16 protein-coding genes are annotated in these 18576 nt (G+C 62.6%); 9 read left to right on the forward strand and 7 right to left on the reverse strand.

The features are described from left to right. Positions 1 to 141: 141 nt before the first annotated feature. Together V7S54_RS09525 and V7S54_RS09530 are read left to right on the forward strand one after the other, a co-directional pair. A complete protein-coding gene (locus V7S54_RS09525; protein ID WP_336408321.1) occupies positions 142 to 1536 on the forward strand; it encodes a selenium-binding family protein in 1395 nt (464 codons plus the stop codon). A 33-nt stretch (positions 1537 to 1569) separates the two neighbouring features. Beyond that, positions 1570 to 2196 (forward strand): hypothetical protein, encoded by a 627-nt coding sequence (locus V7S54_RS09530; RefSeq protein ID WP_065376879.1) that lies wholly within the window; start codon positions 1570 to 1572, stop codon positions 2194 to 2196. A gap of 40 nt (positions 2197 to 2236) precedes the next feature. Here V7S54_RS09530 and V7S54_RS09535 read toward each other — a convergent pair whose 3' ends face one another. Next, positions 2237 to 2926: a glutathione S-transferase family protein gene (locus tag V7S54_RS09535; protein WP_336408322.1), complete on the reverse strand. Its 690-nt coding sequence runs from the start codon at positions 2924 to 2926 to the stop codon at positions 2237 to 2239. 93 nt (positions 2927 to 3019) lie between these two features. Continuing rightward, positions 3020 to 3610 (reverse strand): VOC family protein, encoded by a 591-nt coding sequence (locus V7S54_RS09540; RefSeq protein ID WP_065376881.1) that lies wholly within the window; start codon positions 3608 to 3610, stop codon positions 3020 to 3022. A gap of 462 nt (positions 3611 to 4072) precedes the next feature. Here V7S54_RS09540 and V7S54_RS09545 point away from each other — a divergent pair, with 462 nt between their 5' ends. The 3 genes from V7S54_RS09545 to V7S54_RS09555 are packed head-to-tail and all read left to right on the forward strand — an operon-like array spanning position 4073 to position 5805. Beyond that, positions 4073 to 4663 (forward strand): hypothetical protein, encoded by a 591-nt coding sequence (locus tag V7S54_RS09545; RefSeq protein WP_336408323.1) that lies wholly within the window; start codon positions 4073 to 4075, stop codon positions 4661 to 4663. Beyond that, positions 4660 to 5253 (forward strand): hypothetical protein, encoded by a 594-nt coding sequence (locus V7S54_RS09550; protein ID WP_065376883.1) that lies wholly within the window; start codon positions 4660 to 4662, stop codon positions 5251 to 5253. The genes V7S54_RS09545 and V7S54_RS09550 overlap by 4 nt, the downstream gene beginning before the upstream one ends. A 12-nt stretch (positions 5254 to 5265) precedes the next feature. Further along, complete coding sequence (locus tag V7S54_RS09555; protein ID WP_065376884.1) at positions 5266 to 5805, forward strand: hypothetical protein; 540 nt, start codon at positions 5266 to 5268, stop codon at positions 5803 to 5805. Here the strand turns inward: V7S54_RS09555 and V7S54_RS09560 are convergent. From V7S54_RS09560 to V7S54_RS09580, 5 genes are all read right to left on the reverse strand, one after another. Further along, entirely contained in the window at positions 5786 to 7108 is a 1323-nt protein-coding gene (locus V7S54_RS09560) for a hypothetical protein (protein ID WP_336408324.1), read from the reverse strand. The two genes, V7S54_RS09555 and V7S54_RS09560, sit on opposite strands and share 20 nt — an antisense overlap. A 20-nt stretch (positions 7109 to 7128) precedes the next feature. Then, the gene (scpA, locus tag V7S54_RS09565; RefSeq protein ID WP_336408325.1) at positions 7129 to 9267 is read right to left on the reverse strand and encodes a methylmalonyl-CoA mutase; all 2139 of its coding nucleotides are present in this window, start codon (positions 9265 to 9267) and stop codon (positions 7129 to 7131) included. 175 nt (positions 9268 to 9442) lie between these two features. Continuing rightward, positions 9443 to 11446 (reverse strand): acetyl/propionyl/methylcrotonyl-CoA carboxylase subunit alpha, encoded by a 2004-nt coding sequence (locus V7S54_RS09570; protein WP_336408326.1) that lies wholly within the window; start codon positions 11444 to 11446, stop codon positions 9443 to 9445. 30 nt (positions 11447 to 11476) lie between these two features. Then, a complete protein-coding gene (locus V7S54_RS09575) occupies positions 11477 to 11767 on the reverse strand; it encodes a hypothetical protein (protein WP_336408327.1) in 291 nt (96 codons plus the stop codon). An 11-nt stretch (positions 11768 to 11778) separates the two neighbouring features. Continuing rightward, positions 11779 to 13311, reverse strand: coding sequence for an acyl-CoA carboxylase subunit beta (locus tag V7S54_RS09580; protein WP_065376888.1), 1533 nt, complete (start codon positions 13309 to 13311; stop codon positions 11779 to 11781). Between the two features lie 156 nt (positions 13312 to 13467). On the opposite strand from V7S54_RS09580, the gene V7S54_RS09585 reads away from it, so the two are divergent. The 4 genes from V7S54_RS09585 (at position 13468) to mmsB (ending at position 18279) form a co-directional block, all read left to right on the forward strand. Then, a complete protein-coding gene (locus V7S54_RS09585; RefSeq protein ID WP_057251636.1) occupies positions 13468 to 14886 on the forward strand; it encodes a helix-turn-helix domain-containing protein in 1419 nt (472 codons plus the stop codon). 219 nt (positions 14887 to 15105) lie between these two features. After that, positions 15106 to 16248, forward strand: a complete 1143-nt coding sequence (locus tag V7S54_RS09590) for an isobutyryl-CoA dehydrogenase (RefSeq protein WP_336408328.1) — start codon at positions 15106 to 15108, stop codon at positions 16246 to 16248. A gap of 23 nt (positions 16249 to 16271) precedes the next feature. Continuing rightward, on the forward strand, positions 16272 to 17324 hold the full coding sequence (locus V7S54_RS09595; protein WP_336408329.1) for an enoyl-CoA hydratase/isomerase family protein: 1053 nt from the start codon (positions 16272 to 16274) through the stop codon (positions 17322 to 17324). 58 nt (positions 17325 to 17382) lie between these two features. Next, positions 17383 to 18279: a 3-hydroxyisobutyrate dehydrogenase gene (gene mmsB / locus V7S54_RS09600; protein WP_065376892.1), complete on the forward strand. Its 897-nt coding sequence runs from the start codon at positions 17383 to 17385 to the stop codon at positions 18277 to 18279. The last annotated feature ends 297 nt before the right edge of the window (positions 18280 to 18576 follow it).

Genomic DNA, 18576 nt, shown 5'->3' on the forward strand with positions numbered 1-18576 from the left:
GGCGACAGTCCCTACACCCAGCCTCAAGCGTTCGATCGACGAAATGTGGCGGATAGGCCGCATTTCCGACGCGTTTTTGCCGCATGACCGGAACCAGCATCAGGAACCGCGCATTTAGAATTCTCTGAAGGGAGAATGGCAATGGCGACGTGGCGACCCGATCCTTCCTTCTATCCATCACCGCGCATGGCGGCCAAGGCCCCAAAGGAAACGCTCGCCTATGTGGCGGCGTTCGATCCAGACCGAAAGCGGCCTGATGCGATTGCGGTCGTCGACATCGATCCGGCGTCTCCGAGCTATTCGCAGATCGTCGGACAGGTAGACATGCCGAATGTTGGCGACGAGCTCCATCATTTCGGCTGGAACGCCTGTTCCTCCTGCCTCTGCCCCAATGCGCCGCATCCGCATGTCGAGCGCCGTTATCTGGTGGTGCCGGGGTTGAGGTCCTCCCGTCTGCACATCATCGACACCAAGCCCGACCCGCGCAATCCGAAGATCGTGCGCGTGATCGAGCCTTCGGAAATTGCCGAAAAGGCGAATTATTCGCGGCTGCACACCACCCATTGCGGGCCCGAGGGGATTTACGTCAACGCGCTCGCGGATCGCGACGGCAAGGCGCCTGGTGGCATCTTCCTGCTCGACCACCAGAGTTTCGATGTGCTCGGCCAGTGGGAAATGGATCGCGGGCCGCAAAAGCTTGCCTATGATTTCTGGTGGCATCTCGGCCACGACACGCTGATCACCAGCGAATGGGGCACGCCCGATACGTTCGAGAACGGGCTGGTTCCCGAGGTGCTGCTCGGTTCGAAATATGGCCGCAGGCTGCACTTTTGGGACCTGCACAAGCGCAAGCACCTGCAGGAGATCGATTTCGGCGAGGAGCACCAGCTCGTCTTCGAACTGCGCCCGGCGCACGATCCGACCAAGGCCTATGGTTTTGTGGGCTGCGTCATCAGCCTCAAGGATCTCTCGGCGTCGATCTGGACCTGGTATCGCGACGGAAATCAATGGGCGGTCAAGAAGGTGATCGAGATTCCGGCGGAGCCCGCCGATCCGGATCTGCTGCCGCCCGTGCTCAAGGGCTTCAGCGCCGTCGCACCGCTCGTCACCGATATCGACCTGTCGATGGACGACCGCTTTCTCTACGTGTCCTGCTGGGGCACCGGCGACATGATCCAGTACGACGTCTCCGATCCTTTCGCGCCGAAGGAGACGGGCCGGGTGCGGATCGGCGGCATCGTTTCGCGTGCATCCCATCCGAAAGCCAAGAACGGAGCGCTGAACGGCGGGCCGCAGATGGTGGAGATCAGCCGCGACGGCAACCGGGTCTATTTCACCAATTCGCTCTATGGTGCCATCGATCCGCAGTTCTACCCCGAAGGCATCGACGGGTGGATGGTCAAACTGGACGTCGCCGACGGTGGCGGCATCGCCTTCGACGAGAATTTCTTCGTCGACTGGCCGAAGGGCCATCGCCCGCATCAGGTCCGTCTCGAAGGCGGTGACTGCTCGTCCGACTCCTATTGCTACCCGTAGGGAGGGGACGATCGTGCAGTCCTGTCGGGGCGAATGACGACGTTCTGGCCGTGGCTTTCGATTGCCGCCCTCGGCGCCTTTCACGGCATCAATCCGGCAATGGGCTGGCTCTTTGCCGTGGCGCTCGGACTTCATCGCCAGGACCGTCGGATCGTGTGGTTGTCCCTGGTCCCCATTGCGCTTGGCCACGCCGTTTCCGTCGCGATCATGTTGGCCGTGGCGTTCGCGTTCGGCTCAGTCTTCGATCCGAACACCTTCAGGCTGGCCGCAGCCCTGCTCATCCTGGGCATCGCCGGCTACAGTGCCCTTTACGGACATCGCCACCGCGTCAGGGTAGGCATGCGAACCGGCATGGCCGGTCTTGCGCTTTGGTCCTTCCTGATGGCGTCGAGCCATGGGGCGGGTTTGATGCTGCTGCCTGCGGTCATTAGCCTCTGCCTTGCGGGTCACGCCAGCGAACTTGCCATGGCCAATTCGCTGCCGATTTCGCTCGCCGCCGTCGCCGTTCATAGCGCGGCAATGCTTGCCGTCACCGCGGCGCTCTCGCTCGCCGTCTTCACGTGGCTCGACCTCTCGGTCTTGCGCTCTGCGTGGATCAACTTCGATCGCCTTTGGACGCTGGCGCTTGGCGCAACGGGTATCGTCCTTCTCGTCCAATGAGCCTGCGATGCGGCAGCCGGCAGAGCGCGGGGAGGCCCGCTTAGCTTTGGGCCTTCACGTAACTGATGTAGCCGCGCACATCGGTCGCCGGTTCGGTGTAGGCATTGCCGAGCGTCTTTTCCATGTTGGCGACGTAGGTCTTCGCCCAGTCCGGCAGCGAGTAGTCGATTGCCGCCAGGAATTCGAGGGTTGCCGCAAGCCTGATGTCAGCGATCGAGGGGTTGGAACCGCCGATGAAGGGCTTGTCGCCGATATAGAACGCCCGAAAGACGTCAAGCGGCTCGGCAAGCGCTTCGACTGCTGCGCGGCGCGCCTTCTCCTTGGTCTCCGTATCCGCATCGCTGCAACCGACTTCGCCCGGATAGAGCGGGAAGTTCAGTGCCGGATAGGTGGCTCGTGCGAGATAGGGGTAGAAGGTGCCGATCAGATAGAACATCGCGCTATCGATCATAGCGCGGGCCTCGGGATCCTTCGGATAGAATTCGTCGAGCCCGTGCTTGTTGCAGAGATACTGCATGATCGCGCAACTCTCCCACAGGGCTCCCTTGGGCAGGTCCGCAGTCTCCACCATCGGTGTCAGATGCGACGGTGCCTTCGCCAGGTACTCGGCCGTCCTAGTCTGGCCGTAGACATCCTGTTCGCTGAAGTCGAGCTTGGCTGCCCTCAGGAAGACGCGCGCCGTCATGTTGTTGACGCTGGGCTTGATCACGTTGAGCTTGATTGCAGGCATGTCACTCCTCCCTTTGCTCGCGATACCGCAGTTCCGGCTCGCTCGCCGGCGCGGTCGCGTGCGTTGAACGACAGGCGTGGACCACGACGCGCTCTATCGCGGCCGATAGGGATCCTTCGGCTCCCGGTCGGGCGACAGCGTCGGTCGGGCGCGCTCGATCAGTGCCTCGATCGCATCGGCCAGGTGCACCTCGGCGATATTGTAGTCGCCGCGTGCGACCCTGACCTTGTGTGCTTCCATCAGCACCTCGGCGTGGCTGTGGCCCGGCGGCGGCTCGAAGCGATAGGAGGCAAGTTCGACCAGCAGCCCCAAGGGATCCTCGAAGTAGATCGAGTCCATGAAACCGCGATCCTTGACCCCACTATGCCGGATACTTCGCTCGTCGAGCCGCTCCACCGCCTGGTTAAACGTCGCCCGCGAAACGGCGAAGGCGATGTGGTGCACGCAGCCGATGTCCGTCGGGGTTCGCTCCGGATCGGGCTTGCGGTTCTCGTCGGTGAAGATGGTGATCAGGCGGCCGTCGCCCGGGTCGAAATAGAGATGGCTTTCGCTCGCCCGGTCGAGATTCGGCTGCTCGAAAATGAAGGGCATGCCGAGAAGCCCCTCCCAGAAATCGATCGACGTCTGTCGGTCCGCGCCGACGAGCGTGATGTGATGAACCCCTTGCGATTGCAGCTTTCGCATCGAAGGCCTCCCAGGTGAAGCGGAGGACGCAGGACGAAACGGGATCTGGTTTCACCCTTTTCCGCTCCACTCGATTGTCGCCCGTCGCGGCAAGAAGGCAAGCGCCAATGCGGGGGCAAGGTACCGGGAAAGCGGTCTGCAACTTCGGCCTTTCGGCTATTCCCCATGGGTTGCTGAGTATGTTTTATGCAGTCAGTGAATGTGTCCTGCAGATGTTCATGGTGGTTTCGCAGGCAACAGGCAGGCCACTATCCGTTCGCGCGACCTTCGAAAAAGGACTGCCCGCTACGAACCGGCGTCATCAGCCGGCGCCGATCGAGATGCAACGGATTTAGGTGCTGATGTCCTGACGCGGGCCGACAAAGACGCTTGCCCCGATACGCGTCTTTTGATTTTCCGTGCGAACCTCCCTATCTTCCGGTTGCAACATCCGAAGGGGCGGACGGAGGACATATGCCGGTCGTGCGGCGATCGAAAATCAGGCAGCGTCTTTTGATCATGCTGGTCACCGGTATCGGCGGAATGACCGCGGCTGCGGTCTCCTTTGCGACGGCAGTCTATGACGCGGCGTATCCGACGCATGCCGTCAGCGCGGCCAAGGGTGAGGCGATCGATACCGGCCGGTGGCGGGTGACGATCAATGACGCCACAATGGCCTCGGTGCCGCCGACCGGCACCAAGCCGTTCGAGCCGAAGCGGTTCCTGATGGTGGATCTCGACCTCGACAACCGATCGGTCGCCACCAGCAATGCCTTTATGAACCTGATCGCGATCAAGGACGAGCGAGCCATCGCATCGCCGAAGCCGGTCTATTATCTCGCCAGGGACAAATGGATCGCGAGTGCCATCAACCCAAACATGCCGGAAAAGCTGATCGCGGTCTGGGAATGGCCGGCGGATCGCCCGGAGCCGGAGAAGGTTTCTCTGTCCATCGGCAAACAGATCTACAAGCCGCGTGACAACCTCTACGGCGCACCCAATTGGTTCGGTGACGGCGAGGCTGCGGTGGTCGAATTGACGGTCGCGCGAGATACGGGATCGGCGGAGCAATGATATCGGCTGTCCGCACACTGCTGCTTTGTGGGCTTGCAATCGCCGTCCTTTGCGCGATGCGAAACAGCACGCCCGGCTACGGCGATATCACCGCGCCGGTCGCCATTCGCGGCGCCGTCGGCGAACGGGTGGAAACCCAGGATTTCGCTTTCGGTGCGGCCAACGTGCACCTGGCGCGCCAGGTCAAGGTCGAGAGCTTCGGGCGCGTCAAGGACTACTCCACATCCGGCGTCTGGCTGATCATCGAGGGCGCGGCCGTCGCCAAGACGGAAACGATGACGTTGACGTCGGCGGAATGGCTGGCGGGCAATGGCCTGCGCTATAAGCTCAGCCAGCGGTTCTCGACCGTGCCCGGCTATCTTCCGACGGAACGGCTCGAACCGGGCCTGCCGAGACCGGTGCTTCTTGCCTTCGAGCTTCCCGAGGTGGCGGTGGACGAGGGCACGCTGCTGGTCGCCCGCAGCCTCGTGATGCCGCTCGCTCAGGAGCTCTCGATTGCGCTCGGCGACAGGAAGCCGACCGATATCAAGCCATCCGTCACAATTGCACGCAGCGGCAGCGGTACGCCCTGGACGTTGGCGGCGCGCTGAGGAGACACCGGCATGAGCGAGAAGCGCACGTTCTGGATCTGCCTGCTGTTGCTGATTGTCGCGCTGCCGCTCGCCTTCGTCGTCCGTGCGTGGGAGAGCTTGCGAGAGGGGCATTGGCTTGCCACCCAAGAGGCCGAGATCGTCGTCGAGGATGGAGCGGGGCAGGCATTTGCCGGTGGACAATGGAAGCTTCTGGACATGAGGCGGCTGCCGCGCACCAATGACGCGCGCGTCATTCTCGCCGAATTCGAGGCGTCGCCGACCGATCCGGCCGTTCTGTCGCAAGGAGCCTGCCGCGTCCGGCTGATCGACAGCGAGGGGCGCCGTTTTGAGCCCGTCACCCTGACCGAGCCGATCGTCCGGGAGATGTATCCGGAGGTGACCGAACGCCCGCGCTGCGGTGTGCTCGCCTTTACCGACGCCAAGACTGGCGCCGCGGTCCGTATGGCCGAGAGCTTCATCGTTCCCGCGGAGGCACGGGATCTTTCGCTCAGTATTGAGTTTCCGGGCGCCAGCGATGAGACGCTGATCTTCAAGTGGACGCGTAGCTGATTTCGCTCTTCTCAGCCTGACGGGATACGGCGTGCTCCAGCATAGCGGCCAACAAGGTGATGCGCACGGCGTCGAGCACGATGCCGCCGTCGAGATCGCTAGGGATGCCGATGAAAAGGCTGAGTGCATCGAAGACAAGCTGCCAACTCGCGAGGTCGCCCATGCCGAGGGTTCGCGTCGCCGCATACCAGATCCAGGCACCAAGCCAGGCGATGGCGCGGTAGGCAATGATGAAGGCAAATAGCGTCGCAAGCCCTGAACCGAGCGTCAGCTTCAGGCAGGTCCATATCGGCGCGTAGCGGGAGCGGTAGTCGCTGACGAAGTGGTCGAGGAAATCGGCAATCCACTTGCGAAAGGTCTTGGCCCGACGTGGCCGCGGCGATGACGGCTTCGTGCGCGGTGCCGGGGTCGAAAGCTCGTAACCATTGATGATGGCCGCCATGACCAGCCAGATAATCGGCAGAAGCGCGTAGAAGAACAGGCCTTCGGCCTCTGTATTCCAATCGGGTTTTCTCAGTTCCACCGGTACGAAAGTCTCTGCGGCATGAACGATGCCGGTCAAGGAGAGGCCACTCATGCTTAAGAGTTTGCCGGCGCCGAGCCAGGTGATGACCTGGTCTTTCCAGACCGACAGGCCATAAAGCCCGATGAAGATCCAGCTCGCGTCCGCCGCGACGACCAGCAGTCGCCAGAAGGGTGTTTCGCTGCGCTTGCTCATGCGCTTTGCGCCACATCGCACCAGCCAGCACAACGCGATCGAAATAAAGACGCCGCGCGATTTCAGGATATCGAAGAAGTCACCCTTCTCGCCGAAGGCGACGGCGTCGAGTGCCAAACGCGAATATTCGCGCACCGCCTCGCCGAGGAAACCCCAGGCGGCGTAATAGGCGAAGAACGGCAGGATGGCGGCTGAGGTGACGGCGAGCAGCCTGCGGTCGGGTTTCGGCGCAGCGCTGGTGGTGTTGGCCGCAGCCGGTTGTTGGCGGAGCGCTTCGAGTGCCGGCAGACCGGGGCGGAGCGTCATGAACATCAAAACGATAACGACGAGCTTCGCCAGCACGACAAGGGAGAGCGTCACCATGCCACCGAGCGGATGCTGCAGCCCGATCCAGACTGCCGCACGCATCAGGAGATCATGCACGATGTAGCCGCAGGTCCCGATCAAGAGGAGCTGCGGCCAGAAGCGAGCGATGAGGCGCCCCATCAGGACAAAGGGTCCGAACACTTCGGCGATCGACGTCATGGCCACAACATAGTTGCGCCAATCGGCGACGACAACCGCACGGGGCAGGTGAAGAGCCAAATCCCCTCCGCTTTGCCGTGTCAGATGTTGCGGCGTTTGCCTTCGATCAGGTCGAGCACGGCGCGTGCGGCGTCGAGCACATTGGTGCCCGGACCGAAGACGGCCGACACGCCGTTGTCGATCAGGTAGTCATAGTCCTGACGCGGAATGACGCCGCCGCAGATGACGATGACGTCCTCGCCGCCGCGCTTCTTCAGGGCTTCCGCAAGCTGCGGCATGAGCGTCTTGTGGCCGGCGGCAAGCGAGGAAACGCCGATGACATTTACCTTGCTGGCCAGCGCCATGTCGGCGGCCTCTTCCGGCGTCTGGAACAGGGGGCCGGCAAGCACGTCGAAGCCGATGTCGCCGAAGGCGGAGGCGATGACTTTGGCACCACGATCGTGGCCGTCCTGGCCGAGCTTGGCGACCATGATCTTCGGCTTACGGCCGAGTTTCGCGGAGACCTCGTCGAGGCGCCCCGAGAGCACCTCGAGTTCCGGCTCACCTTCATAGGCCTTGCCGTAGATCTTGCTGACGACCTCGGGCGTTGCGGCGTGATCGCCGAAGGCGCCGCGCATCGCGTCGGAGATTTCGCCGACGGTGGCGCGGGCACGCGCCGCCTCGACGGCGGCGGCAAGCAGATTGCCTTCGCCTGTCGATGCGATCTCAGCAAGCGCCGCAAGGGTCTTCTTGACCTCGGCGCTGTCGCGCCGCCGCTTCGTTTCCTCGATCCGGCGGATCTGCGCGGCGCGTACCGCGCTGTTGTCGATCTCCAGAATGTCGATCGGCTCTTCGTTGTCGAGGCGGTACTTGTTGACCCCGACGATGATCTCCTCGCCCTTGTCGACGGCCGCCTGGCGACGGGTCGCCGCCTCTTCGATCAATCGCTTCGGCAGGCCGGCATTGACCGCACGGGTCATGCCGCCCATCGCCTCGACCTCCTCGATCAGTAGCCAGGCTTTGTCTGCGAGCTCGTTGGTCAGGCTTTCGACATAGTAGGACCCGGCGAGCGGATCGACGACCTTGGTCACGCCGGTCTCGTGCTGCAGGATCAATTGCGTGTTGCGGGCGATACGGGCCGAAAATTCGGTCGGTAGCGCGATCGCCTCGTCGAAGGAATTGGTGTGCAGCGATTGCGTGCCGCCGAGCGCGGCCGACATCGCCTCGAAAGCCGTGCGGATGATGTTGTTATAGGGATCCTGTTCCTGCAGCGAGACGCCCGAGGTCTGGCAATGGGTGCGCAGCATCAGCGACGACGGTTTCTTCGGCTCGAACTCCTTCATGATCCGGGTCCAGAGCAGGCGCGCTGCGCGGAGTTTCGCCGCTTCCATGAAGAAGTTCATGCCGATGGCAAAGAAGAACGAAAGCCGCCCGGCGAATTCGTCGACATTCAGCCCCTTGGCAAGCGCCGCCCGCACATATTCGCGCCCGTCGGCGAGCGTGAAGGCAAGCTCCTGCACCAGCGTTGCGCCCGCTTCCTGCATGTGATAGCCGGAAATCGAGATCGAGTTGAACTTCGGCATCTCCCTGGCGGTGTATTCGATGATATCGGCGACGATGCGCATCGAGGGTTCGGGCGGGTAGATGTAGGTGTTGCGGACCATGAACTCCTTCAGGATGTCGTTCTGGATCGTGCCTGAAAGCTTGTCGCGCGAAACGCCCTGTTCTTCGCCGGCGACGATGAACGAAGCGAGGATCGGGATGACCGCGCCGTTCATGGTCATCGACACCGACATCTCGTCGAGTGGGATGCCATCGAACAGGATCTTCATGTCCTCGACCGAATCGATCGCGACACCCGCCTTTCCGACATCGCCCTCGACGCGCGGATGGTCGCTGTCATAGCCGCGATGGGTCGCAAGGTCGAAGGCGACCGACAGGCCTTTCTGGCCTGCAGCCAGGTTCTTCCGGTAGAATGCGTTCGACGCTTCCGCCGTCGAGAAGCCGGCATATTGCCGGATCGTCCAGGGGCGGCCGGCATACATGGTGGCGCGGGGCCCGCGCACGAAGGGTTCGAAGCCGGGTAGCGACGAGAGGTGATCAACCCCTTGCAGGTCGTCGGCCGTATAGAGCGGTTTTACCGCGATACCCTCGGGCGTCTGCCAGGTGAGGCTTTCGGGCGCCGCCTTGAGTTCTCGCTCGGCGAGCGCTTCCCAGTCCTTGATGGTTTTCTCGGTCATCGACGTGCTCCGCATTCTGCTTGTCTCAATCAGCCCCTCATCCCCTGCCGGGACCTTCTCCCAGTCACAACGGGAGAAGGGGGCCGTCGCACTCTCGGCGCTTAACTTCCCTCTCCCCGCCTGCGGGGAGAGGGTCAGGGTGAGGGGCAAAGCCTGGATGGCTTTGCGGCTTTCACTATTCGAATTCCATGATCAGCTCGTCGACCGCGAGGCTGGTGCCGGCGGCGACCGCCACGCGCTTCACCGTGGCCTTCTTCTCGGCGCGCAGGATGTTTTCCATCTTCATCGCCTCGACGACCGCGAGCGCCTGTCCTGCTTCGACCGTGTCGCCGGCTTTTACCGTGACCGAGGTGATCACACCGGGCATCGGGCAAAGCAGCATGCGCGACGTGTCCGGCGGCAGCTTCTTCGGCATGAGCCGTGCCAGTTCCGCAACCCGCGGACTTCTGACATGGGCAACGACATCAATGCCACGCCAGCGGAGCCGGAGGGCGGTCCCGACCAGATCAACTTTGACGCTCAAGGGCTCATTGTCGATGTTGAACGTGGCAAGCGTACGACCGGGCGTCCAGTCGCCGGCGATGGTGACCGTCGAGCCATCGGTGAAGCTCACATAGGAGCCGTCAGCGGACGAACCGGCAGTCACCGCAATATCGTGATCGCCGAGACCGACCACCCAATCATGGCCGATGATGCGGCGATGATTGCCGATCGTACCGGAGATCTGGCTGGCCCGTTCCTGCAGGATCTGATTGACCGAGACCGCGACCGCGGCGAGTTTGCGAAGCGACCACTCATCGGCCGCAACGCCGTGAAAACCGTCGACGAATTCCTCGGCGATATAGGCGGTCGTCAGCCGGCCCTCGCGGAAGCGCTGCTGCTGCATGACCGCGGCCAGGAACGGCAGGTTATGGCCAATGCCTTCCACTTCGAACTGATCGAGCGCGTCGGCCATCGCCTCGACCGCCGTCTGCCGGTCCGGTGCCCAGGTGCAGAGCTTGGCGATCATCGGGTCGTAGAACATCGAAATCTCGCCGCCCTCGAAGACGCCGGTATCGTTGCGCGTCACCGTCCCGTTGTCGCGCGTGCCCTCGACCGGGGGACGGTAGCGCGTCAGCCGGCCGATCGACGGCAGGAAGTTGCGATAGGGATCTTCCGCATAAAGCCGGCTTTCAATCGCCCAGCCATTGAGCTTCACATCGTCCTGGCCGAAGGCGAGCTTTTCGCCGCTAGCAACCCGGATCATCTGCTCGACGAGGTCGAGCCCGGTGATGAGCTCAGTCACCGGATGCTCCACCTGCAGGCGGGTGTTCATCTCGAGGAAGTAGAAGTTGCGCTTGGCATCGACGATGAATTCGACGGTGCCGGCCGAGTGGTATCCGACGGCCTTGGCGAGTGCGACCGCCTGTTCGCCCATGGCCTTGCGGGTCTCCGCGTCGAGGAAGGGTGAAGGCGCTTCTTCGATGACCTTCTGGTTGCGGCGCTGGATCGAGCATTCGCGCTCGCCGAGATAGAGCGTGTTGCCGTGCTTGTCGCCAAGCACCTGGATCTCGATGTGGCGCGGCTCGGTTACGAACTTTTCGATGAAGATCCGATCGTCGCCAAAGGCATTCTTCGCCTCGTTCTTTGAGGACTGGAAGCCTTCGCGGGCCTCCTGGTCGTTCCAGGCGATGCGCATGCCCTTGCCGCCGCCGCCGGCAGATGCCTTGATCATCACGGGATAGCCGATCGACGCGGCGATCCGGACCGCTTCGTCAGCATCCTCGATCAGGCCCATGTGGCCCGGAACCGTGGAGACACCCGCTTCTGCTGCCAGCTTCTTCGAGGTGATCTTATCGCCCATCGCCTGGATCGCGCCAACCGGCGGACCGATGAAGGCGACGCCTTCTTTTTCCAGCGCTTGCGCAAAAGCGGCGTTTTCCGAGAGAAAGCCATAACCCGGATGAACGGCATCGGCGCCGGTCTTGCGGATCGCATCGATGATCTTGTCGATGACGATATAGGATTGGGCGGACGGCGAGGGGCCGATATGCACGGCCTCATCCGCCATGCGCACATGCATCGCATCGCGGTCAGCGTCGGAATAGACGGCAACGGTCGCAATGCCGAGCTTCTTTGCGGTCTTGATGACGCGGCAGGCGATTTCACCACGGTTGGCGATGAGGATTTTCTTGAACATCTTGTTTCTCTTTCAAATCCGGACTGCGCGTCAGCGTTTGAACTTGCGGCGATAGGGCAGAAGCGCGATCGAGGATGCTGCGGCAGCACCTCCAAAGAGCAACGCGAAAGGCACGACGACCATGAGGGTTGCGAGCACCGGGCTCGTCGAGCGGATGATGTGCGTGCCGACAGCGCCGATGTTGAGCCAGATCAGCACGCCGGCCGTTATGGCCCCGATCACAACGCCGATCAGCGCGTTGACGGTCATGTAGCGCAGCATCTGCCAGTGGTCGCGTCGGGCCTCTTCCGGCGTCATTATGCGTTCCGGCTCCCGTTCCATCGTCGCCTCCATCAGAGCGGGATCGTGTCGTGCTTGCGCCAGCGGAGATCGACCTGCTTGTTGCGCAAGGACGCGAAGGCACGGGCGATGCGGCGGCGCGACGAATGCGGAATGATCACCTCGTCGATGAAACCGCGCTCGGCCGCCACGAACGGATTGGCGAAGCGCTCTTCGTATTCCTTCGTTCGCGCGGCGATCTTCTCGACGTCGCCGAGCTCGGAGCGGTAGAGAATCTCGGTCGCGCCCTTGGCGCCCATGACCGCGATCTCGGCGGTCGGCCAGGCATAGTTGACGTCGGCGCCGATATGTTTCGAGGCCATGACGTCATAGGCGCCGCCATAGGCCTTGCGGGTGATCAGCGTCACCATCGGCACCGTCGCCTGGCTATAGGCGAAAAGCAGCTTGGCGCCGTGCTTGATGACGCCGCCATATTCCTGGGCGGTGCCGGGCAGGAAGCCGGGCACGTCGACCAGCGTCAGGATCGGGATCGAGAAGGCGTCGCAGAAGCGCACGAAACGCGCGGCCTTGCGCGAACTGTCGATGTCCAGGCAGCCGGCAAGCACCATCGGCTGGTTAGCGACGACGCCGACCGTCTGGCCTTCCATGCGGATGAAGCCGGTGATGATGTTCCTGGCGAAGCTCTGCTGCAATTCGAAGAAGTCGCCTTCATCCGCAAGCGCCAGGATCAGTTCCTTCATGTCGTAGGGTTTGGCGGCGCTGTCTGGGATCAGGCTGTCAAGGCGCATTTCGAGCCGCGACGGATCGTCGTGGAACGGACGGACCGGCGGCTTTTCGCGGTTGTTGAGCGGCAGGAAATCGAAAAGCAGGCGGGTCGCTTCCAGTGCCTCGATGTCGTTTTCATACGCACCGTCGGCGACCGAAGACTTTGACGTATGCGTGCGCGCGCCGCCGAGCTCCTCCGCAGTGACGATCTCGTTCGTCACTGTCTTCACGACATCCGGCCCGGTCACGAACATGTAGGATGAATCGCGAACCATGAAGATGAAGTCGGTCATGGCCGGCGAATAGACTGCGCCGCCGGCGCAGGGACCCATGATGACCGAGATCTGCGGAATGACGCCGGAGGCTTCGGCATTGCGGCGGAAGACCTCGGCGTAACCGGCAAGCGAGGCCACGCCTTCCTGGATGCGGGCGCCGCCACTGTCGTTGAGGCCGATGACTGGTGCCCCGTTGCGTACCGCCATATCCATGATCTTGCAGATCTTCTGCGCGTGGGTTTCCGACAGCGAGCCGCCGAGAACGGTGAAGTCCTGGGAAAAGACATAGACCTGCCGGCCGTTGATCGTGCCCCAACCGGTGACCACGCCATCGCCGGCGACCTTTTGGCTCTCCATGCCGAAATCAACGCAGCGGTGCGTGACGTACATGTCGTATTCTTCGAAGGAGCCTTCGTCGAGCAGCACCTCGATGCGTTCGCGCGCCGTCAGCTTGCCCTTGCCGTGCTGGGCGTCGATCCGTCGTTGGCCGCCGCCGGCTCTTGCTTCTGCCCGGCGGGCTTCGACCTGTTCTAGTATGGCGCGCATGGTGCCCTCCCGGTTTTTCAGTGCCTGTTTTTTCAGCGATTGTGCAGAGGCGCTTCGAGCTTCGCAATAGCGTCGAAGACGGCATGGAAAAACGTCTCTTCATGTGCAAATGTGAAATAGAGAAATTTGTGAAACGTAAATTGCAAAGTTGCAAACATGGCGATCGGCAAGCTCTATATCGGCCGCAAGGTCAGGGAACTGCGGGAGGCGAACAAGGCGACGCAAGGCCAGTTCGCCGAGCGCATCGGCATCTCCACCAGCTACCTCAACCAGATCGAGAACAATCAGCGGCCGGTCTCAGCCGCGGTGCTTTTGGCGCTTGCCGAAAAATTCCAGATCGATATCGCCGAGCTTTCGACCGGGGAGGGCGATCGTCTGCTTTCGGCGCTCTCGGAGGCCCTCAGCGATCCCTTGTTTGAAACCTATTCCGCAAGCCTGCAGGAACTGAAGCTCGTCGCCCAGAATGCGCCGGGGCTGGCGCATGCGCTGATCACCTGTCATCAGGCCTATCGCCGCAACAGCGAGCAATTGGCCAGCATCGATGACACGATTGGCCGCGGGGCCTCATTCGTCGAAACGACCCCTTACGAAGAGGTGCGCGACTTCTTCCATTTCGTCGACAACTACATTCACGAGATCGACATGCTCGCGGAGCGGCTGGCGGGCGAGCTCGGGCTCGGCGAAGGCGACAATCATGCGGCGCTGGCAAGCTATCTAGAACAGCGTCACGGCGTTCGGGTCGTGCGCGGAGCGGCAGGCGACGAGGCGATCCGGCGCTTCGATCCGCGCGCCCGCATCCTGACCCTCAATCCCTATGCGCCCGCAGCGACGCGCGACTTCCAGATCGCCCTGCAGATCGCCCAGCTTCATGCCCGCGAGGAGATCGATCGGGTGGCCGGTAGTGCCGGCTTCCGCACCGAAGAGGCCTATGAGATCTGTCGCATCGGCCTGCAGAACTATTTTGCCGGCGCGCTGATCCTGCCCTACCAGGCCTTCTCGAAGGCCGCTCGCGACTTGAGGCACGACATCGAATTGCTCGCCGCCCGCTTCGGCGCGTCTCTGGAGCAGGTCTGCCACCGCCTCTCGACCCTGCAGCGGCCGGGACAGAAAGGCATACCGATCTTCTTTGCCCGCATCGACCGGGCGGGCAATATCACCAAGCGCCACAGCGCCGCGAAGCTGCAATTCGCCCGGTTCGGTGCAGCCTGTCCGCTCTGGAACGTGCACCAGGCCTTCGAGACGCCGGGCCGGATCATCCGGCAACTGGCCGAGACGCCTGACGGCGTGCGCTACCTCTGCCTCGCCACCCAGATCACTAAGGGCGGTGGCGGCTTTCGCGCCGCGCAGCCGCGCTACGCGCTGGCGCTTGGCTGCGAGGTCTCCTATGCCGATGCCTTCGTCTACGCCGACGACATGGACCTCGGCAACCGCGCCGCCTTCGATCCGATCGGCATTTCCTGCCGGATCTGCGAACGCACGAAATGCGCGAGCCGTGCGGTGCCGCCATTGAAACGCCGCCTGATCGTGGACCATGACTTACGCGGCGCTCTGCCGTATCGTCTAAGCGAGAGCTGATTGCGACGGTCTGTTCATTTTTGAACAGACCCTGTGAGAAGTTGCATCTGGGCCTGGACGAAGTTTGGTGTAACTAGGCCTCCATCGCCTACAGCGCCGCGCGTCTTGTGAAACGCGCAAAGGTCGCTGTGGCACGTTTGGTTGCTGCAGGTTTTTGCCCTTTTATCGGTTACGATTAAAGGAAACCTGCAGAGGTATGCGGTCAGGGAGGACATGCATATGGATTTTCGCCTGTCGGAGGAGCAGGAGGCCATTCGTCAGATGGCGCTCGATTTCGCCCGCGACGAGATCGCCCCTCACGCGATCGACTGGGATCAGCAGAAGCATTTTCCGGTCGACACGTTGCGCGGTGCCGCAGCGCTCGGAATGGCCGGCATCTATGTCCGCGACGATGTCGGCGGCACGGGACTGACGCGCCTCGATGCCGCGATCATCATCGAGGCGCTCGCGACCGGCTGCCCGGCCGTCGCCTCCTTCGTCTCGATCCACAACATGTGCGCCGGCATGATCGACCGCTACGGCACGGACGAACAGCGCCAGCGGCTGCTGCCGAGGCTGCTGACCATGGAGGTGCTGGCGAGTTACTGCCTGACCGAGCCAGGCTCGGGCTCGGATGCAGCGGCGCTGAAGACCAAGGCGGTGAGAGACGGCGACGATTATGTCCTGACCGGCCAGAAGCAGTTCATCTCGGGCGCTGGCGAGTCCGGCCTCTACGTGATCATGGCGCGGACCGGCGAGGACGGCCCCAAGGGCATCTCCACCTTCGTGGTCGAGAAGGACGCACCTGGCCTCACATTCGGTGCCAATGAGAAAAAGATGGGCTGGCACGTCCAGCCTACCCGCGCCGTCATGCTCGATGGTGTCCGCGTGCCGGCGGAAAACCGCCTCGGCGCGGAAGGCGATGGTTTCAAGATCGCCATGGGCGGGCTCGATGGCGGGCGATTGAACATTGCCGCCGCGTCTCTCGGTGGCGCCCAGTCCGCCTTCGAAAAGGCGCTGGCTTATGTCCAGGAGCGCCGGGCCTTTGGCAAGGCGATCGGCGAATTCCAGGCGCTGCAGTTCCGTCTCGCCGACATGGCGACCGACCTCGAAATCGCCCGCACCTTCCTCTGGCGCGCGGCATCTGCGCTTGATGCCGGCGACCCCGAAGCGACAAAACTCTGCGCCATGGCCAAGCGCTTCGTCACCGACCGCTGCTTTGCCGTCGCCAATGACGCGCTGCAGCTTCACGGCGGTTACGGCTATCTCGCAGACTATGGTGTCGAAAAGATTGTCAGGGACCTCCGGGTGCACCAGATCCTCGAGGGCACCAACGAAATCATGCGCCTGATCGTTGCGCGTTCGCTTATCGGTCGCAAATAGGCCAGAAACAGGAAAGATCGTTCATGGACATGCAGGCGCCTGAAGTCATCGTCGAGCGGCGGGGAGCGATCGGCAGAATCCGGCTGAACCGCACGCGGGCATTGAACAGCCTCAACGTGCCGATGATCCGGCTGATCGCCGCGGCTTTGACCGAGTTCGAAAATGATCCGGCCGTCGCCGCCGTGTTGGTGACCGGCGAGGGCGAGCGCGGGCTTTGCGCCGGTGGCGATATCCGCATGATCTACGAGAGCGGCCGCGAACGGCCGGAGGAAGGTGCGCAGTTCTGGCGCGAGGAATTCGTCGTCAACAGCCGCATCTCCGGCTACCGCAAGCCGTACATTGCGATCATGGACGGCATCGTCATGGGCGGCGGTGTCGGGATTTCCGCCCATGGCAGCCACCGCATCGTCACCGAACGCACGCGGCTTGCGATGCCCGAGACCGGGATCGGCTACTTCCCGGATGTTGGCGCCACCTGGCTTCTTCCCAAGGCGCCCGGCGAGTTCGGCACCTATCTCGGTCTGACCGGTCGGGACATCGTCGCAGCCGATGCGATCCACGCGCGGCTTGCGGACAGCTTTGTTGCCTCGGGCAAACTGGAAGCGCTCGCCGCTGATCTTGCCACGCTGCTGCCGACGGCAGGCAGCACCGATGTCAACGCGGTGATTGCAAAGCACTCTTCGGAAGCGCCGGCAACGCCGCTTCAAAACCACTTCGCGCTGATCGACCGCTGCTTCGCCTTTGATACGGTTGAAGAGATCGTGGTGGCGCTCGAGGCTGATGGTTCCGATTTCGCCAAGGAAACGTTGGCGCTGCTCAACTCGCGTTCGGCGCTGAGCATGAAGCTGACGCTCGAACTCTTGCGCGCCGGCCGCCGCAGCGCGTCGCTGAACGAATGCCTCGAACGGGAATATTCCGCGACGCTCGGCATGCTCAGCAACCCCGACTTCTACGAAGGTGTGCGTGCAGCGGTGATCGACAAGGACCGCAACCCAAAATGGTCGGTGGCGCTGGCCGGTGTCACGCCTGCCTTGCTGTCGCGTTTCGACAGGAAGGATCACCCGCCACTGTTTTAGCGCCTGAGGAAGGGGCGCTGTTCGGTTTTGGCCGCGTTTCAATGCGAGGAGGAATGACATGACGAAGATCGCCTTTATCGGGCTCGGCAATATGGGCGGGCCGATGGCCGCCAATCTGGTGAAGGCGGGCCATGCGGTCAGCGGTTTCGACCTGTCGGAAGCCTCGCGCAACGCCGCGGCGAAAACCGGGGTCTCCGTCGCGGGCTCGATCGCGCACGCGGTGCGCGGCGCCGAATGCGTGATCACCATGCTGCCTGCCGGCGCCCATGTCCTCTATGTCTGGGACGAACTCCTCGGCTTCGTCGATCCGGGCACGCTCCTGATCGACAGTTCGACGATCGACGTCGACAGCGCCCGCAAGGCGCATGCGCTCTCGGAAAAGATCGGCTGCCCCTCTCTCGATGCCCCCGTCTCCGGTGGAACCGGCGGCGCGGCGGCCGGCACGCTGACCTTCATGGTCGGCGGCAGCGACGAGGCGTTCGCCCGCGGCAGGCCGTTGCTCGATGCCATGGGCAAGAAGATCGTCCATTGCGGCGGAACCGGTGCGGGCCAGGCGGCAAAGATCTGCAACAACATGATCCTCGGCATTTCCATGGCCGGCGTCTGTGAAGCCTTTGTGCTGGCCGAACGGCTGGGTCTTTCGCACCAGGCCTTGTTCGACGTGGCGTCGACTTCGTCCGGCCAATGCTGGTCACTGACGACCTATTGCCCCGTGCCGGGTCCGGTCCCGACCTCGCCCGCCAACAACGCCTACAAGCCGGGCTTTGCCGCGAGCCTGATGTTGAAGGATCTGAAGCTGTCGCAGCAGGCCGCAAGTGCCGCGGGTGCGACCACGCCGATGGGCGCACAGGCAGCCCAGCTCTATTCGATGTTCGAGAAGCTCGGCCATGGCGGTGAAGACTTTTCCGCCCTGATCCACCTTCTGCGCGGCAACGACGAGGCAAAGGCCGGCTAATCCGCTCACGTCGATGGATTTTCGCCCGTTTAACCGGGCGAAAATTTGCCTCCTATGCCTGTGAATAGAAATTAATATGTATTTTCAAAGGCTTATGAAATTTATATCAAAGCTGTGAAACTAGCTGTTGACGTCTTCGGGGATGGGGGTCTATAAGCCCGATCACTGACGAGGGCGGCGGCGCTGCTGGCGACGACGACCTTCGCTCTAGAGTTTCCTGGGTTGGCTGAGGCTGATTTGAGGGTCTGGGACGGAAGTTTCGGGCTTGTTGGAAACGGTTTGACGGACGGTGAGTTC

Origin of the sequence: Ensifer sp. CCNWLY38 (genome assembly GCF_037120565.1) — a bacterium.
In the GTDB taxonomy this organism is placed as follows: Bacteria; Pseudomonadota; Alphaproteobacteria; order Rhizobiales; family Rhizobiaceae; genus Ensifer; species Ensifer adhaerens_H.